This window comes from Kineosporiaceae bacterium SCSIO 59966 (genome assembly GCA_020881835.1).
Classification (GTDB): Bacteria; Actinomycetota; Actinomycetes; order Actinomycetales; family SCSIO-59966; genus SCSIO-59966.
On record CP052876.1, the window covers coordinates 730,153 to 747,202 of the forward strand.

The 17,050-nt window shown below is 75.2% G+C and carries 17 protein-coding genes; 10 read left to right on the forward strand and 7 right to left on the reverse strand.

The window, feature by feature from the left end:
* Genes HJG43_03575 through HJG43_03595 form a run of 5 tightly spaced genes read right to left on the reverse strand, consistent with a single transcriptional unit; the run spans position 1 to position 4,740 of the window.
* On the reverse strand, positions 1 to 411 hold the full coding sequence (locus HJG43_03575) for a PIN domain-containing protein (GenBank protein ID UER53791.1): 411 nt from the start codon (positions 409 to 411) through the stop codon (positions 1 to 3).
* Positions 396 to 647 carry a type II toxin-antitoxin system prevent-host-death family antitoxin gene (locus HJG43_03580; protein ID UER53792.1) on the reverse strand — a complete coding sequence of 84 codons (252 nt, stop codon included), beginning with the start codon at positions 645 to 647 and terminating at the stop codon, positions 396 to 398. Before HJG43_03580 ends, HJG43_03575 begins: the two co-directional genes overlap by 16 nt.
* Before the next feature lie 38 nt (positions 648 to 685).
* Positions 686 to 1,993 (reverse strand): UDP-glucose/GDP-mannose dehydrogenase family protein, encoded by a 1,308-nt coding sequence (locus tag HJG43_03585; protein UER53793.1) that lies wholly within the window; start codon positions 1,991 to 1,993, stop codon positions 686 to 688.
* A 55-nt stretch (positions 1,994 to 2,048) separates the two neighbouring features.
* On the reverse strand, positions 2,049 to 2,510 hold the full coding sequence (locus HJG43_03590; GenBank protein UER55669.1) for a metallopeptidase family protein: 462 nt from the start codon (positions 2,508 to 2,510) through the stop codon (positions 2,049 to 2,051).
* 13 nt (positions 2,511 to 2,523) lie between these two features.
* The gene (locus tag HJG43_03595) at positions 2,524 to 4,740 is read right to left on the reverse strand and encodes an EAL domain-containing protein (protein ID UER53794.1); all 2,217 of its coding nucleotides are present in this window, start codon (positions 4,738 to 4,740) and stop codon (positions 2,524 to 2,526) included.
* Positions 4,741 to 4,860: 120 nt separating this feature from the next.
* On the opposite strand from HJG43_03595, the gene HJG43_03600 reads away from it, so the two are divergent.
* The 9 genes from HJG43_03600 to HJG43_03640 all read left to right on the forward strand — a co-directional run bounded on the left by HJG43_03600 (position 4,861) and on the right by HJG43_03640 (position 13,504).
* Positions 4,861 to 5,253: a DUF3499 domain-containing protein gene (locus tag HJG43_03600; protein UER53795.1), complete on the forward strand. Its 393-nt coding sequence runs from the start codon at positions 4,861 to 4,863 to the stop codon at positions 5,251 to 5,253.
* Between the two features lie 190 nt (positions 5,254 to 5,443).
* A complete protein-coding gene (locus HJG43_03605) occupies positions 5,444 to 5,707 on the forward strand; it encodes a hypothetical protein (protein UER55670.1) in 264 nt (87 codons plus the stop codon).
* Between the two features lie 50 nt (positions 5,708 to 5,757).
* Entirely contained in the window at positions 5,758 to 7,167 is a 1,410-nt protein-coding gene (locus HJG43_03610) for a phosphomannomutase/phosphoglucomutase (protein UER53796.1), read from the forward strand.
* Positions 7,168 to 7,202: 35 nt separating this feature from the next.
* Positions 7,203 to 7,394, forward strand: coding sequence for a hypothetical protein (locus HJG43_03615; GenBank protein ID UER55671.1), 192 nt, complete (start codon positions 7,203 to 7,205; stop codon positions 7,392 to 7,394).
* Between the two features lie 13 nt (positions 7,395 to 7,407).
* On the forward strand, positions 7,408 to 8,544 hold the full coding sequence (locus HJG43_03620; protein UER53797.1) for a phosphosugar isomerase: 1,137 nt from the start codon (positions 7,408 to 7,410) through the stop codon (positions 8,542 to 8,544).
* 24 nt (positions 8,545 to 8,568) lie between these two features.
* Complete coding sequence (locus HJG43_03625) at positions 8,569 to 9,549, forward strand: cation diffusion facilitator family transporter (GenBank protein UER53798.1); 981 nt, start codon at positions 8,569 to 8,571, stop codon at positions 9,547 to 9,549.
* Between the two features lie 43 nt (positions 9,550 to 9,592).
* Positions 9,593 to 11,398, forward strand: coding sequence for a hypothetical protein (locus tag HJG43_03630; GenBank protein ID UER53799.1), 1,806 nt, complete (start codon positions 9,593 to 9,595; stop codon positions 11,396 to 11,398).
* 83 nt (positions 11,399 to 11,481) lie between these two features.
* Complete coding sequence (locus HJG43_03635; GenBank protein ID UER53800.1) at positions 11,482 to 12,909, forward strand: adenosylhomocysteinase; 1,428 nt, start codon at positions 11,482 to 11,484, stop codon at positions 12,907 to 12,909.
* Positions 12,910 to 12,913: 4 nt separating this feature from the next.
* Positions 12,914 to 13,504 (forward strand): hypothetical protein, encoded by a 591-nt coding sequence (locus HJG43_03640; protein ID UER53801.1) that lies wholly within the window; start codon positions 12,914 to 12,916, stop codon positions 13,502 to 13,504.
* Between the two features lie 45 nt (positions 13,505 to 13,549).
* Here HJG43_03640 and HJG43_03645 read toward each other — a convergent pair whose 3' ends face one another.
* Positions 13,550 to 14,434 (reverse strand): RDD family protein, encoded by an 885-nt coding sequence (locus HJG43_03645; protein ID UER55672.1) that lies wholly within the window; start codon positions 14,432 to 14,434, stop codon positions 13,550 to 13,552.
* 75 nt (positions 14,435 to 14,509) lie between these two features.
* Between HJG43_03645 and HJG43_03650 the strand changes: the two genes are divergently transcribed.
* Complete coding sequence (locus HJG43_03650; GenBank protein UER53802.1) at positions 14,510 to 15,505, forward strand: stage II sporulation protein M; 996 nt, start codon at positions 14,510 to 14,512, stop codon at positions 15,503 to 15,505.
* 248 nt (positions 15,506 to 15,753) lie between these two features.
* Here the strand turns inward: HJG43_03650 and HJG43_03655 are convergent, their stop codons facing one another.
* Positions 15,754 to 17,046 carry a DUF58 domain-containing protein gene (locus HJG43_03655; protein UER53803.1) on the reverse strand — a complete coding sequence of 431 codons (1,293 nt, stop codon included), beginning with the start codon at positions 17,044 to 17,046 and terminating at the stop codon, positions 15,754 to 15,756.
* Between the last annotated feature and the right edge of the window lie 4 nt (positions 17,047 to 17,050).

Sequence of the window (17,050 nt, forward strand, 5' to 3'; positions counted from 1 at the left end):
TCAAGGGTGCCCAGCTGGTGTCACGGCCGACACGCCGGGTAGGTCGGCGAAGCGGGCCCGGGAGTCGAGCGACAGGATGGTCCGACGGTGCTCGACCGCATGGGCGGCGATCATGAGGTCGTGCGCTCCACGTGGAGTCCCGGCCCGACGGGTGTGTGCCAGTAGCCGCGCGTGCTCGGTGGCCGTGCGTTCGGTGTAGTCGAGCACCGCCACGGCAGAAGTGATCGTGGCGAGGACCCGAGCCCGGGAGGCGGCGCGCTCGACGGTACGGGCGAGCTCGATCCCGGTGCGGAACTCCGCGACGGTGATCGCCGCGATCGCGAGGTCGTCCTCGTCCAGCTGTGCCCGGTCGATCGTTCCTCGCTCGTAGGCGATGAGGGTCGAGGTGTCGAGGATCAGCGCGCGAGCCACGGATCATCCAGGCGTAGGAGCGATGTGGCGCTCTCGATGTCCGCCTCGATGTCGTCGTCCAGGGGTGGTAGATCCTTGAGGGCCTCCCGCAGAGCCTTCCCAGTCGTCGGTGCCGCTGGTCGAATCTCGGCGACGACGTGTCCGGCGCGGGTGATGGAGACCGTCTCGCCGCGCTCCACCGCGTCAAGCAACTCCGAGAAGCCTCTGGAGGCTTCGGTGGCTGTGATCGTCCGCACCCGACCAGAGTATCTGATTATCTGACGGACGGTGGTCCTCAGACCACCGGACGCCCGAGCGCGCGGTAGGTCCAGCCCGCGTCCCGCCACGCGGCCGGGTCGAGGGCGTTGCGGCCGTCGACGAGGTGACGCCGGCGCACCACCGCACCGAGCGCCGCCGGGTCCAGCGCCCGGTACTGCGGCCACTCGGTGAGCAGCAGGACGACGTCCGCGCCGGTGGCCGCCTCCTCCGCGGTGTCCGCGTAGGCCAGTCCCGGGTACAGCCGCCGGGCGTTCTCCAGCGCCGCGGGGTCGGTGACGACGACGTCCCCGCCCTGCAGCTGGACCTGCGCGGCGACGTTGAGTGCCGGGGAGTCCCGGATGTCGTCGCTGTGCGGCTTGAACGCGGCGCCGAGCACGGCGACCTTGTGCCCGATGAGCGACCCGCCGCACGCCTCGCGGGCCAGGTCCACCATCCGGGAGCGGCGCCGCATGTTGATCGCGTCGACCTCCCGCAGGAAGGTCAGCGCCTGGTCGGCGCCCAGCTCGCCGGCCCGGGCCATGAACGCCCGGATGTCCTTGGGCAGGCAGCCGCCGCCGAAGCCCAGCCCGGCGTTGAGAAAGCGTCGGCCGATCCGGTCGTCGTAGCCGATCGCGTCGGCCAGCTGGACGACGTCCGCGCCGGCCGCCTCGCACACCTCCGCCATCGCGTTGATGAAGGAGATCTTCGTGGCGAGGAAGGCGTTCGCGGCGACCTTGACCAGCTCGGCGGTGGCGAAGTCGGTGACGACCACCGGGGACCCCTGCGCGATCGGCGTGGCGTACACCTCCCGCAGCCGCTTCTCCGCCTCGGCCGAGCGGACGCCGAGCACGAGCCGGTCGGGGTGCACGGTGTCCTCGACGGCGTGCCCCTCGCGGAGGAACTCGGGGTTCCAGGCCAGCTCGAGGTGCGGGGCGTCCCGCTCGAGCACCGCGGCCAGCCGGGCGGCGGTGCCCACCGGCACCGTCGACTTGCCGACGACCAGGGCCGGGGAGCGCAGGTGCTCGACGAGGGCGGCGACGGCCGCGTCGACGAAGGAGGTGTCGGCGGCCAGCTCACCGGCCCGCTGCGGGGTGCCGACGCAGACGAAGACGACCTCGGCGCCGTCGAGGTCCGCCGGGTCGGTGCTGAACGACAGCCGGCCGGTGGTCAGGGTGCGCTCGAGCAGCTCGCCGAGCCCGGGCTCGAAGAACGGCGCCTGCGCGGCGGACAGCCGGGCCACCTTGTCGGCGTCGACGTCGTGGCCGACGACCTCGTGGCCGAGCTCGGCCATCGACGCGGCGTGCACCGCGCCGAGGTAGCCGCAGCCGACGACACCGACCCTCACGCCGCTGCCCTCGTCCTCGTCTGCACGGTGATCTTCTCCGTCGTCCGTCGTCCGGTCACTCGTCGTCGGCACGGTACCGGGGGTCGACCCGTTCCGGCTCCAGGCCGAGGGCGTGCGCGACCTGCTCGACGACGACCTCGTGCACGAGCGCGCCGAGCTCGTCGGGCTCGGCGCGGGTCTCGACCGGGCGCCGGTACACCACGACCCGCGGCGGCAGCCCCCGCTCGGCCGGGAAGAACCGGCCCAGCGGCACCGCCCCCGGCTCCCACGGCGACGGGTCCGCCGGCGGGACGTCCTCGACCGCGAACTCGATGCCCTCCAGCTCGGTCCGCCAGCCCCGCTCGAGCCGCTCGACGGCGTCCAGGACGAGGTCGTCGAACCGCTCGGCCCGGCTGAGCGCCCCCGGCAGCCCCGGCGGGATCAGCGGGCCGCGAGGACCGCGGCCGTGCCGGTCACGGCGCCGCGGGGGAGCCGGCCGGCCCGCCGCCCGGGCACGCGGTGTCTGCACGCTGGGCAGGGTAGTGCGCGGCTCAGTCGGCGGCGACGGGCAGCGGCCACGCCGGACCGGACGCCGACCCGTCGACGGCGGCCAGGTCGTGGGTGCGCTCGGCCTCGACCGGCCGGGAGAACAGGTAGCCCTGGACGATGTCGATGCCCAGGGCGCTCACGACGTCCAGCTGCAGCGGGGTCTCCACCCCCTCGGCGACCGTCCGCAGCCCCAGGGCGTGGGCCATGGCGACCATGGCCCGGGCGACGTGCTCGGCGCTGGGGTCCAGCCCGAGCGGGGAGATGAACGACCGGTCGAGCTTGAGCAGGTCCCACGGGAACGCCGACAGCCGGGACATCGACGACCACCCGGTGCCGAAGTCGTCGATGGCGAGGTGGACGCCGAGGTCCTTGAGCCGCCACAGGGTGCGCAGCGAGTCGACCTGTGCCAGGGCGGACTCGGTGACCTCCAGCCACAGGTCGTCCGCGGGCACGCCGTGGCGCTCCAGGCCGGCGGCGACGGACTCGAGGAGCCGTGGGTCGTCGAGCTGCAGCGCGGAGACGTTGACCGACACGGCGGGCCGCCGCCCGGACCGCTGCGGCCACTGCCGCTGCACCCGCAGGGTGTTCTCCAGCATGACGTCGAACAGCCGGCCGGCGAGCCCGGCGTGCTCGGCGACCGGGACGAACTCCGACGGCGGGACGGCGCCGCGCCGGGGGTGCTGCCAGCGGGCCAGGGCCTCGAACCCGAACAGGTCCCCGGTGGCGAGCTCCACCTCGGGCTGGAACACCGCCCGCACCTCGGCCTGCGCGAGGGCGTTCGGCAGCTCCGCTGAGGTGCGCAGCCGCACGTCGTAGGCGGCGCGCAGCCGGTCGTCGAAGTGGACGACGAGCCCCCGGCCGCGCGAACGGGCCTCGGCCAGGGCCAGCTCGCCGGAGATCAGCAGCCCGCTGGCCGTCGTCTCGGTCTCGGCGAGGGCCACGCCGACGGACACCGAGGGGGTGTGCACGACGTCGCCGAGCGGTACCGGCTCGGCGACCCGGCGGCGGATCTCCTCGACCGCCTCCCGCAGCTGCCGCCGCCCGGCCTGGGTGACCACGACGACGAACTGGTCGCCGTCGATCCTCCCGACCGCGTTGCCCGGGCCGGTGCCGTCCCGCAGCCGGTCGGCCAGCGTGGTGAGCAGCCGGTCGCCGGCGTGGTAGCCGTGCTGGTCGTTGACCGTCTGCAGGCCGTCGACGTCGAAGACGACGACGCCGACCCCGGTCCCGCCGGCGCCGGCCGAGTCGAGCACGGAGGTGAGCAGACCGGTGAGCTCGGAGCGGTTCGGCAGTCCGGTCAGGGCGTCGGTCCCGGCCTGCTGGCGCAGGGCCGTCTCGACCCCCTGGCGGTCGGTGAGCTCGGCGGCCAGAGCGGAGGCGACCATCGTCGTGCCGCCGCAGATGAGCAGGAACAGCTGCAGCAGGGTGCGGCTGGTCTCCCGGTCGGCGCCGGCCACGGCGAACGGGCCGAGGTCGGCGAGCGTCGACAGGTCTGCGACGACGGCCGCCGCGACGAGGGCGAGGGCGGTCCGGCGGATCCCCATCCGCAGCGCGCCCCAGGTGTACAGGGGCAGCAGCAGGTACGGCAGCGTCGGCGACCAGTCCCGCGGTGCGGCGACGAACACGACGAGCAGCGTCAGCACCTGAGCGACCACCCAGCCGGCGAGCTCGAGCGGGTCACGCCGCGGCGGGACCGAGCGCAGGCTGAGCAGCGCCGGGGTCACGAGCAGGACGCCGAGGGCGTAGCCGAGCACCTGCCGGGGGACCATGTCGGTGAGTCCCGCGCTGGCCATCGGCTGCCACAGCACCGCGCTGGGCAGCCCGACGAGGACGGCCGCGGCCCCGACCCCGGCGAGCAGGAACACCATCATCGGCCGCAGCGGGGTCAGCTGCGCCCCGTGACTGCCCAGCTGGCGCAGCAGCAGCGCGGCGACGACCGGGTGGGCCACGTCGGTGAGCACCCGGGTCACCAGGTGGACCGGAGGGACGCCGACGGCGGCCACGCTGAGCGCGTCCGCCGCCGCGACCGTGACCAGCAGGGCCGGCCAGCGGCTGCGGGGGCTGAGCAGCAGGGCGGCTAGCGCGACGCCGGACGCGGGCCAGATCGCCGCCCCGGTCCGGTCCGGGACGTGGAGGGCGAGCACGGACAGCGCGGCCAGGAGGTACAGGGTGAAGGTGGCGAGCACCTGGTTCGGGGCGGTCCGGGGCCACGGACGCACAACTCACCCACTCTCGGCTGGTCGGGGCGTCGACTGACCGTGTCGCGACGATCCTCACACCATCGGTCCCGCCACGCGATGACTTGAGCCCCGCCACGCGATGACCTGAGCCCCGCCAATGTGAGGTGCGGACCCGGGCGGCGGGTAGCGTGCCGGGTCGTGGCAGTCCGACGTTGCAGCCGAAGCGCCTGCGCCCGACCGGCGGTGGCGACGCTGACGTACGTGTACTCCGACTCCACCGCCGTCCTCGGGCCGCTCGCCACGTTCGCCGAGCCGCACACCTACGACCTGTGCGCCGAGCACGCCGAGCGGCTCACCGCTCCCCGCGGCTGGGAGGTCGTCCGGCTCGCCCCGCAGGTCTACGACGAGGCGCCCTCGCACGACGACCTGGTCGCGCTCGCGGACGCCGTCCGGGAGGCCGCGCGGCCGCCGGCCCCCGCTCCGGAGGCGGCGACCGCCGTCGAGGTGGGCCGCCGCGGCCACCTGCGGGTGCTCCGCGACACCGGGCACTGACCGAGGGCACTGACGGAGAGTGTGAAATTCCTCACCCACTGTCACGGCGTGTCGCGCTCAAGGATTCACCCGATCGGACCGAAGCAGTCGGGGCCAGCCCGGTGAGAGCCGGGGCCGTACCACCTCGGAGAGCCGGTCGATGTCGCAGCCGTCCACCACCTCCCCGGACCCCGGCGCCGCCGTCCGGTCCCTGCCCACCCAGCGCCGCCGCCGCGGCCGCACCACCGAGCCGCCCGCCCCTCTGGGGTCGCTCACCCAGCGCGAGCACCGCGTGGCCGTGGGGTGCGCCGCCTGCGGCAGCACCCGGCTCACCCACCTCAAGATGATGCTCACCGACGGCACGCCGGTGCGCTTCACCTCCTGCCACCGGTGCGAGCACCGGTCGTGGACCTCCCTTGACGGCGAGCCGCTCAGCGTCGACTCCGTGCTCGACCGGGCCCGCAAGGCCGTCTGAGCCAGCGCATCTGAGCGAAACCGTCCCCGCCCGTCGGTAGGGTCCCCGGCGTGGACCTGTCGACGATCATCAAGGCCTACGACGTCCGTGGTCTGGTTCCCGACCAGCTGGACGCCGACGTCGCCCGCGCCGTCGGCGCGGCCGCGGCCGACGTCCTGGTCCCCGACGGGGGTCGGCTCGTCGTCGGCCACGACATGCGCCCGTCCTCCCCGGCGCTCGTCGCGGCGTTCGCCGACGGCGCCCGGGACCGCGGCGCGGACGTCGTCCGGATCGGGCTGTGCTCCACCGACGGCCTCTACCACGCCAGCGGCGCCCTGGACGCCGCCGGCGCCATGTTCACCGCCAGCCACAACCCCGCCGCCTGGAACGGGATCAAGCTGTGCCGGCCCGGTGCCCGCGCCGTCGGTCAGGACTCCGGGCTCGCCGACGTCCGCCGGCTGGCCCAGGGCTACCTCGACGACGGCGTCCCGGTGGCCGACCGCCGCGGCACGCTGACCGACACGGACACCCTGCGGGACTACGCCGTCCACCTGCGCTCCCTGGTCGACCTGTCCGGCGTCCGGCCGCTGCGGGTCGTCGTCGACGCCGGCAACGGGATGGCCGGTCACACCGTGCCCGCCGTGCTGCAGACCGCGGCCGGGCTGCCCGCCCTGCCGGTGGACGTCGTCCCGCTGTACTTCGAGCTCGACGGGACGTTCCCGAACCACGAGGCCAACCCGTTGGAGCCGGAGAACCTGCGGGACCTGCAGGCCGCCGTCCGCGAGCACGGCGCCAACCTCGGCCTGGCCTTCGACGGGGACGCCGACCGGTGCTTCGTCGTCGACGAGCGCGGCGAGCCGGTCAGCCCCAGCGCCGTGACCGCCCTCGTCGCGCTGCGGGAGATCGCCCGTGAGCGCGCCGCGGGCCGCCACCCGGTCGTCATCCACAACCTCATCACCTCCCGGGTGGTGCCCGAGGTCGTCGAGGCCGCCGGCGGCACCCCGGTGCGCACCCGGGTCGGGCACTCGTTCATCAAGGGCGAGATGGCCCGCACCGGCGCGGTCTTCGGCGGGGAGCACTCGGCGCACTACTACTTCCGCGCGTTCTGGGGCGCCGACACCGGCATGCTCGCCGCGATGCACGTGCTCGCCGCCCTCGGCGAGCAGGACGGGCCGCTGTCCGCGCTGGTCGCCGACTACGCGCCGTACACGGCCAGCGGGGAGATCAACTCCCGGGTGGACGACGTGGCTGCCGCCACCGCCCGGGTGCGCGAGACGTTCGCCCGGGACGGCGCCGGGGTGGACGAGCTGGACGGGCTGACGGTCAGCTCCGCGCCCGGGACGCAGCCGTGGTGGTGGTTCAACCTGCGGCCGAGCAACACCGAGCCGCTGCTGCGGCTCAACGTCGAGGCCGCCGACGGTGCGACGATGGAGCGGGTACGCGACAGCGTGCTCGCCGTCGTCCGGGAGGAGACCCGATGACCCCCGCAGAGCAGCCCGGCGCCCCCAGCAGCCCGGTGGCCGTCGAGCCGTGGGTGCGTGAGGTGCTGCGCTGCCCGGCCTGCCGGTCCGAGCTCGCCGACGGCACCGGCGAGGACGGCGCCCCCGAGCTCGTGTGCACCTCGGCCGAGTGCGCCCTGGCGTACCCCGTCACCGACGGCATCCCGGTGCTGCTCGTCGACGAGGCCCGGCGTCCCGGCCCCCGGTGAGGACCCTCCCGCGATGACCAGACCGTTCGACGAGCAGCTGCTCGACGACCCCGAGGCGCTGGCCGCCGCCGACCCCTCCGGGGTGCTGCGGGCCGTCGCCGGCGCCGGGGCCCAGGTGCGCCACGGCCTGTCGCTGGCCGCCGAGGCGCCGCTGGACCGACTCGGGGAGGACCGGCCGCGCACCGTCGTCATCGCCGCCCGCGGCGGTGCCCGCGCCGTCGGGGACGCCGTCGAGGCGCTCGCCGGCCCCGGGTGCCCCGTGCCGGTGGTCTGCCGCTCGGGCACGGTGCTGCCCGGCTGGGTCGGCCCCCTCGACCTGGTGATCGCGGTGTCCCTGTCCGGGCAGGCGCAGCCGGCCGTCGCGCTGGCCGCCGAGGCCGGACGGCGCGGGGCCCGGGTGCTCACCGTGGGCGCCGCCGGGTCGCTGCTCGCCGAGGTGTCCGCCCAGGTCCGCGGCGTCCACGTGCCGGTGCCCCTGCCCGGCCTCGAGGCGACGTCCGCGCCGACCTCCCGGACCTCGCTGTGGGCGATGCTCACCCCGGTACTCGTCGCCACCACGAGGCTCGGGCTCACCGACGCTGGTCCCGGACCGCTCGGTCTCGTCGCCGACACCCTCGACGAGGAGGCCCGGCTCGGCTCCCCGGCCACCGAGTCGTTCGTCAACCCGGCGAAGTCGTTGGCGGTCGAGCTCGCCGACAGCGTGCCGGTGCTGCTCGGCGACGGCCCAGCCACCGGCGTGGCCGCCCGCCGGGCGGCGTCCGTGCTGGCCCGGACCGCGCGGGTGCCGGCCGTGGCCGGGACCCTGCCCGACGACGCCGGGGACGTCGTGGCGACCTTCGGCGGACCGTTCGCGTCCACCCCCGAGGAGCTGTTCGCCGACCCGTTCCTGGACCCCGAGCCGACCGGGCCGCGGCTGCGGCTCGTCCTGCTGCGGGAGGGTCCGACGTCCGCGGCCGCCGCCGTCGTCGAGCTCGCCGAGCGCTCCGGGGTCAAGGTCAGCGAGGTCGTCGTCGAGGAGCCGGACCCGCTGCGCCGGCTGGCGGCGCTCGGCGCCCGCACCGACTTCGCCGCCACCTACCTCGCGCTCGGGCTCGGGCTCGACCCGGCGGAGTCGCCCCACGTGGCGGACCTGGCCCGCGGGCTGGAGTGATCCTGCCGGACTACTGTCCGTCCCGTGGCAACCGAAGGCGGTACCAGGGCGATCGTCGCGGCACTGCTCGCCAACCTCGGGATCGCGGTCACCAAGTTCGTCGCGTTCCTGCTGACACGCTCGTCGTCGATGCTCGCCGAGTCGATCCACTCGGTCGCCGACTCCGGCAACCAGGCCCTGCTGCTGGTCGGCGGACGGCGGGCCACGCGGGCAGCCACACCCCAGCACCCGTTCGGCTACGGCCGGGAACGGTACGTGTACGGGTTCGTCGTCGCGATCGTGCTGTTCTCGGTCGGCGGCCTGTTCGCGCTGTACGAGGCGTGGCACAAGTGGGCCGAGCCGGAGCCGATCGAGGCGTGGCAGTGGGTCCCGCTGGTGGTGCTCGTCGTGGCGATCGGGCTGGAGACCTTCTCGTTCCGCACCGCGATCGCCGAGTCCAACCGGGTCCGCGGCCAGCGGTCGTGGGTCGAGTTCGTGCGCACGGCGAAGGCACCCGAGCTGCCGGTCGTGCTGCTCGAGGACTTCGGCGCCCTGCTCGGTCTCGTGTTCGCGCTCTTCGGCGTGTCCCTGACCCTGCTCACCCACGACGGCAGGTGGGACGCCGCCGGGACGGCGATGATCGGCGTCCTGCTCGTGCTGATCGCCGCGGTCCTGGCCGTGGAGATGAAGTCGCTGCTGATCGGTGAGGGCGCAACGAGCGAGCACCTCCAGGCCATCGAGGCCGCCCTGCCCGGTGACGGCGTGGAGTCGGTCATCCACATGAAGACCCTGCACCTCGGCCCCGAGGAGCTCCTCGTCGCCGCCAAGATCGCCGTCTCGGCGCGGGGCACCGGCGACGAGATCGCCGCGGCCATCGACGCCGCCGAGCGGCGGGTCCGGGCCGCCGTCCCGATCGCGCGGGTGATCTACCTCGAGCCGGACCTGCGGGAGCCGGCGACGCCGCCCGGCGACGGCGGCCGGGACACGGGCGCACCGGCTCAAGGCGGGCCCGCGCTGGGTCGATGACCCCGGCGGGTGGCACGACCGTGCCCCCGTGGAGGTCGCCCACATGCTGTCTCGTCCTGCCGCCCGGCTGTCCGCGCTCGCCGCGACCTGCGGGGCGGTGACGCTGCTGTCCCTCGGTGTCACCGCGCCCGCGGCGGGTGCGGTGACCGCGGACGCCGTCGTGCCGGCGTCCGCCCGGACGCTCACCGTCCAGCCGGGGGACGACGTCGCGGCCGCGATCGCCGACCTGCGCGCCGGGGACACGCTCCTGCTGGCCCCCGGCCGCTACGACGTCGGCACCCTCAAGACCCGGGCGGACTGGCCGCGCGGCACGGCCGCGGCGCCGGTCACCGTCCGGGCGCTCGACCCGGCCCGCCGCCCCGTCCTCACCGGGTCGCTGCGGCTGTACGACGCCGACCACTGGCGGCTGGAGGGGCTGCGGGTGGAGGCGACCGTCCCCGGCGAGCCGGCCCTGCACCTCGCCGGCGGGACGGGCTGGGTGGTGCGCGACAGCGAGCTCACCGGCGCCCGCCGCACCGGCGCGTACTCCAACGTCACCATCACCGACGACACGTTCCTGGGCTCGGGGGCGCCCGAGGACTTCCGGTTCGAGGAGAACTGCGTGTTCGGCGCGGCGACCGCCCACGACGGCCGCAAGGACCACAACGTCTACGTGTCGTACCAGGGCACGCCGGACAGCGGGGGGACCATCGCCCGCAACACCGTCTTCGACCACCCCAGCGGGGCCGGGATCAAGCTGGGGGACGGCGGCGAGCCCGGTGCCCGTGGGCCCTGGAACGTCGACGTCACCCACAACACCGTCGCCCACGGCGCGATGGCGGTCCTGCTGCACGGCGACGTCCGCGGCAACGACCTGTCCGGCAACCTCTTCGACGCGGTGGCCGGAAGCTTCGTCACCACCCCCGGAGCCACCACGTACGTCTCCGCGCACGACGTCGTCGGAGCCGGCAACGTCGTGCGGCACACCTACGCAGCGGCCCCGGCGACCTACTTCCTGTGGGGTTCGGGGGTCACCCTCGGCCCCGACGCCGGGCTGCGCCCCGACCCCGGTCTGACCGATGCCGGCTGTACCGGGCTGCGCCCCCGCACCCCGGCGGCCCAGGCCTACGGCCGCTGGGGGAGCGGGCAGTACGGGACCGTCGACGCCGCCCCGGGCGGCACCGGCCCCCTCGGCACCGGGACGGCGGTCCCGCTGGCGGGGGACTGGGACGGGCGCGGACGCACTCTGCCCGGCTGGTTCGACGACGGGGCCTTCACGCTGCGCGCAGGGGACGGGACGGTCTCCCGGTTCCGGTTCGGCCGCGCCGGTGACGTGCCCGTCGTCGGGGACTGGGACCGCGACGGCCGCGACGAGGTCGGGGTGTTCCGCGCCGGCCGCTGGCACCTGCGCAGCGGTACCGGCGCACGGGCGACCGAGACGTCCTTCGGGTTCGGCCGGGCGGGGGACGTCCCCCTCGTCGGCCGGTGGGCGGGGGCGTCACGGGACGGCGTCGCCGTCGTCCGGGACGGGCGCTGGCACCTGCGGGTCACCCCGAGCGGCGGGGTCGCCCAGCGCAGCTTCTCCTTCGGGCGCGCGGACGACGTGCCGGTCGCCGGTGCCTGGCTCGGGGACGGCGTGGACCGTCCCGGCGTGGTACGCGGCACCCGGTGGCACCTCGCGACGTCCGTCCTGCGTCCGGTCACCGTCTTCTCCTACGGACTGGGCCGGGTCGGTGACGTCCCGCTGCCGGCGGACGGCGACGGCGACGGCGTGCGCACCGCGGGCGTCGTCCGCGGCGGGACGTTCTTCGAGCGCTCGGACCACCGCCCGAGCGGTGCGGCCGTCACCAGCACGACCTTCACCGGCTGACGTCGGGGGCCGCCGCGCCGGTCGGTCCGTAGACTGGCCCGGACCACGGCGAGCACCGCCACCCGCGTCCCGGAGGGACCCCGATGGACTACAAGGTCCGTGACCTCGGCCTGGCCGACGCCGGCCGCCACCAGATCCGCCTCGCCGAGCACGAGATGCCCGGGCTCATGGCGCTGCGCGAGGAGCTCGGCGACAGCCGCCCGCTGCGCGGCGCGCGGATCGCCGGGTCCCTGCACATGACCGTGCAGACCGCCGTCCTCATCGAGACCCTCACCGCGCTCGGCGCGCAGGTGCGCTGGGCGTCGTGCAACATCTTCTCCACCCAGGACGAGGCGGCCGCCGCCGTCGTCGTCGGCCCCGACGGCACCCCGGAGGACCCCCGCGGCGTCCCGGTGTTCGCGTGGAAGGGGGAGACGCTCGAGGAGTACTGGTGGTGCACCGAGCAGATCCTCACCTGGCCCGGTGAGGGCCCGAACATGATCCTCGACGACGGCGGGGACGCGACCCTGCTCGTGCACAAGGGCGTGCAGTTCGAACGAGCCGGGGCGGTGCCCGCGGCCGACGACGCCGACTCCGAGGAGTACCACGTCATCCTCGACCGGTTGCGCCGCAGCCTCGCCGAGGACTCCGGTCGCTGGACGGCGCTCGCCGCCGGCGTCCACGGGGTCACCGAGGAGACGACGACCGGCGTGCACCGGCTCTACGAGCTCGCCGAGCGCGGCGAGCTGCTCTTCCCGGCGATCAACGTCAACGACTCGGTGACGAAGAGCAAGTTCGACAACCGCTACGGCGTCCGGCACTCCCTCGTCGACGGGATCAACCGGGCCACCGACGTCCTCATCGGCGGCAAGGTCGCCGTCGTCGCCGGTTACGGCGACGTCGGCAAGGGCTGCGCCGAGTCCCTGCGCGGGCAGGGCGCCCGGGTCGTCGTCACCGAGATCGACCCGATCTGCGCGCTGCAGGCGGCGATGGACGGCTACCAGGTGGTCCGGCTCGAGGACGTCGTGGCCACCGCCGACATCTTCGTCACCGCCACCGGCAACCGGGACGTCATCACCGCCGAGCACATGACGGCGATGAAGGACAAGGCGATCGTCGGCAACATCGGTCACTTCGACAACGAGATCGACATGGCCGGGCTGGCGCGGGTCCCCGGCGTCCGCAAGACGGAGATCAAGCCGCAGGTGCACGAGTGGACGTTCGAGTCCGGCCGGTCGGTGATCGTGCTGTCCGAGGGGCGGCTGCTCAACCTCGGCAACGCCACCGGGCACCCGTCGTTCGTCATGAGCTCCTCGTTCTCCAACCAGGTGATCGCCCAGGTCGAGCTGTTCACCCGGCCGGAGGCCTACCCGCTCGGGGTGCACGTGCTGCCCAAGCACCTCGACGAGAAGGTCGCCCGGCTGCACCTGGACGCCCTCGGCGTCCGGCTCACGGAGCTGACCAAGGAGCAGGCCGAGTACATCGGCGTCGACGTCGCCGGGCCCTACAAGCCGGAGCGCTACCGGTACTGACCCGGTGCCGCGCGGTCGCTACCTCGTCGCGGGCCGGGCCGAGGAGTTCACCTGCGCTCCCGGACCGGCCGGGTGGCGCTACGCCTCCGGCGTCCTGGACCTGGTGTGCGACAACGGGTTCCGGCCCGCCCGCGTCGAGGTGACCGGGCCGGCCGCCCGGGTCCGCGGCGGACGCACCGTCCTGGACGACGGGACGCCGGTGCTCGGCTGGGTCACGACGTCCGACCCGGGGCGGGAGCGCACCGCGCTCGCGGACGCCGTCGACGTCGAGTCCCCCGGTGCGCTCGTGGCCCTCGCCCGCCGGCTCGGGCCGCCCGGGCCGGTCCCGGCCGAGATCGCCGTCGCCGCGGTGCGGTTCACCGGGACGGCGCTGGCCGGTCTGCCCGCCCGGCTACGGGTGGCGCGCACCGGGGCAAGCGTGCACGAGGGTCTGCTCGTCGAGGAGGTCACGCTCGACGATCTCGACACCGGAGTGCGGACCACCCTGCACGTCGCTGGCGACGTCGTCCTGTACGCGGTGCGCGGCGGGGACGCGCACGAGGCCTGGGAGGTCGAGCTCGAGGACCTGGACTCACCGCCGTCGTTCCTGCCCTGACCCCTCGCTGACCCTCGCCCCAGCCTGCGCAAAATGCTGTGGTTTTCACAGATCGCGCGGCGTGTTGCGCCTCCAACCCAGCATTCTGCGTGGGGCTGGGGCGGCCTCGTGGGGCGCTGGTTCGTCGAGGCCGAACGGGAGGCGGTGCAGCCGGACGGCTCGCTCGTCGCGGCGTCGCCGGTCGGCCTGCATCCTGCGCAGCTCGCGCTCGCGGCGCTCGGCGAGCACGGCGGCGATGAACCGCTCCGGGTGCGTGCCGGCCGGGGGCGGGGGCGAGACGTGCCGGGCGAACTCGGCGGCCAGCGACTCCCCGAGCCGCTGGCGGGACGCCGGGTGCAGCCGGTCGGTGCGCGCCAGCAGCTGGCGGGCCGACAGGGCGAGATGGCCCGGCAGCCGGGCGATGTCAGCGCCTTGCGCCCACGCGGCCAGCTCCGGCGGCATGTGCACCGGGCGGGCGGCGTCCGAGGCCGTGCGCTCGCGGACGACGTACGTGCCGGCGACGAGGTCGCCGATCCGCTTGCCCCGCGGGTGGATCAGGGAGGTGATGACCGCCGGGCTGCCCAGGGTCAGCCACAGCTCGCCGACCCCGACCAGCGCGCGGATCAGGGCGTGCCGGACCCGGACCGGACCGCCGTCGTCCCGCACCACCCGCAGGCCCATCGCGAGCTTGCCCAGCGAGCGGCCGCGGCTCAGCGTCTCCCAGGTGAGCGGCAGCCCGACGAGCACGGTGACGAGGACCGCGATGCCGGCGGCCGTGTCGGCCGCGGGGTCGGCGCCGGACAGGGCGAGTCCGACCAGCCAGAACAGGGCGACCGCGACGACGAGCTGGACGACGGCGTCGATCAGCCAGGCGAGCCCCCGGGTGGCGAACGAGGCGGGCCGCAGGTCGAGCAGCACCGCCTCGCCGGTCACCAGCTCGGTCGACGGGATCGCCACCCCGGCACTGTAGACGGCGGGACCCGGCCGGCCGGCCGCGCCGGGCGTGGCAACAGCTAGCGTGCGGTCATGGACCTGGACGCCTTCGTCTCGGTGCACCGCGACGAGTGGGACGAGCTCGAGCGTCTGGTCTCCCGGCGGTCGCTGTCCGGCGCGGACGCCGACCGGCTCGTGCTGCTGTACCAGCGGGCGGCCACCCACCTGTCCGCGGTGCGCTCCCAGGCCCCCGACCCGGCGCTCGTCGGCCGGCTCAGCAGTCTGGTCGCGCGGGCCCGCTCCCGGCTCACCGGCGCCCGCGAGCCGGTGTGGCGGGACGTCGTCCGGTTCGCGACCGTGTCGTTCCCCGCGGCGCTGTGGCGGATCCGGTGGTGGACGGCGGCGGTGACCGCAGCCTTCCTGCTCGTGTCCGTCGCGGCGGGGGCGTGGGTGGCGGGCGACCCGGCGGTCCAGGCCACCATGGGCAGCGACGCCGAGATCCGCCAGCTCGTGGAGAGCGACTTCGAGAGCTACTACTCCGAGCAGCCGGCGACCTCGTTCGCGGCCCAGGTGTGGACGAACAACGCGTGGGTCGCCGCGCAGGTCATCGCCTTCGGGGTCACCGGCGTGTGGGTGGTGTGGGTGCTGGCCCTCAACGCGCTCAACGTCGGGACCGTCGGTGGGCTGATGGCGGCGCACGACCGCGCGGACGTGTTCTTCGGGCTGATCCTCCCGCACGGACTGCTCGAGCTCACCGCCGTCTTCGTCGCCTCGGCGGCGGGACTGAGGCTGTTCTGGTCGTGGGTCGCGCCCGGCCCGCTCAGCCGTGCGGCGTCCCTGGCCGCCGAGGGCCGGGCCCTGTTCACCGTGGCGGTCGGACTGGTGCCGGTCCTTGCCGTGAGCGGGCTGGTCGAGGCCTTCGTGACGCCGAGCCCGCTGCCGACGTGGGCGCGGATCGCGGTCGGCGCGCTCGCGCTCGGGGCGTTCCTCGCCTACGCGGGTGTGCTCGGGCGGCGCGCGGTCGCGGCGGGGGAGACCGGCGACGTGCGCCGGGAGCACGCCGGGGACGTCACGCCGACCGCAGGCTGATGCCCGACCCGTCCCTCCCGTGACCAGTCGAAACCCCTCTTCAACCCCCTCTTCGTGATCATGCAATCCCGCCACCCCCTGTCTCCCAGCCGTGATCATGCAATCCCGCCACCCCCTGTCTCCCAGCCGTGATCATGCAATCCCGCCACCCCAGGCCCCACCGCCCGCTCCCAAAATGCTGCGTTCGGCACAGCTTTGTCGGCGTGTCGCGCCAACAACCCAGCATTCTGCGAGGGGGTGGGGGCGGGTCAGAGGCGGCCGGCGGCCTTGAGGGCCAGGTAGGCGTCGGCGAGCCGCGGCGGCAGCTCGTCCGGGGTGCCCTCGACGACCTCGACCCCGGCCCGCTGCAGCGCCCCGGTGACCGCGACCCGGTCCAGGGCGGTGCGCTCGGCGGCCGCGGCGTCGTAGACGGCGTCCGGGTCGCCGCGCCGGCCGGCCATCTCCGCCAGGACCGGGTCGGAGACGGAGCCCAGCAGCACGGTGTGCCGGCTGGTCAGGTGGTGCACGACGGGCAGCAGCCCCTCCTCGACGGCGGCCGCCTCCAGCGGGGTGAGCAGGACGACGAGCGCGTGCTGGGTGAGCCGGCGGCGCACCTCCCCGACGACGACCGGCCAGTCGGCCTCGACGAGCTCGGGCTCCAGCGGGGCCATCGCGTCGACGAGGGCGCCGAGCAGCCCGGACCCCCGCACCCCCTCGACCGACGCCCGCACCCGCCGGTCGACCGCGACGAGGTCGACCCGGTCCCCGGCCCGCGAGGCCAGCGCGGACAGCAGCAGCGCGGCGTCCATCGCCGCGTCCAGGCGCGGCGCGTCCCCGACCCGGGCCGCCGACGTCCGCGAGGTGTCCAGGACGACGAGCACCCGCCGGTCCCGCTCCGGTCGCCAGGTGCGGACGACGACCTGCTGGCGGCGGGCGGTGGCCCGCCAGTCGATCGAGCGGACGTCGTCGCCGACGACGTAGTCCCGCAGCGAGTCGAACTCGGTGCCCTGCCCGCGGACCCGGACGCTGGCCCGGCCGTCGAGCTCGCGCAGCCGGGCCAACCGGGACGGCAGGTGGCGCCGGGAGCGGAACTCCGGCAGCACCCGCAGCCGACCCGGCACCGGCAGCGACGCCTGCTGCGCCCCCAGCCCGAGCGGCCCCCAGGACCGCAGCGTCACCGCGTCGGCGAGCCGGTCGCCGCGACGGGTCGGGCGCAGCACGGTGCGGAGCCGGCGCCGCTCCCCGGCGGGCACGTCCACCTCGGCCCGGTCCCCGCTCGCCCCCGCGGACGGCTGCCAGGCGTCCCGGACCAGGGCGCGCAGCCGACGTCCGGACCGGTTCGCCAAGGTGAGCACCGACTCCACGGACTCCCCGAGCCGGACCCGGCCCGGCACCTCCCGGCGCACCTCTACCTGCCGCGGGGAGGCGGCCAGGGCCACGTCGAGCGCGACGAGAGCGACGACCACCCCGGCCCACACCAGCACCCCGGACCAGCCGGGCAGCAGCGCCACCACCGGCAGCCCGAGGACCGCCAGCAGCACAGCCCGGCCGCTGATCGCCACCGCG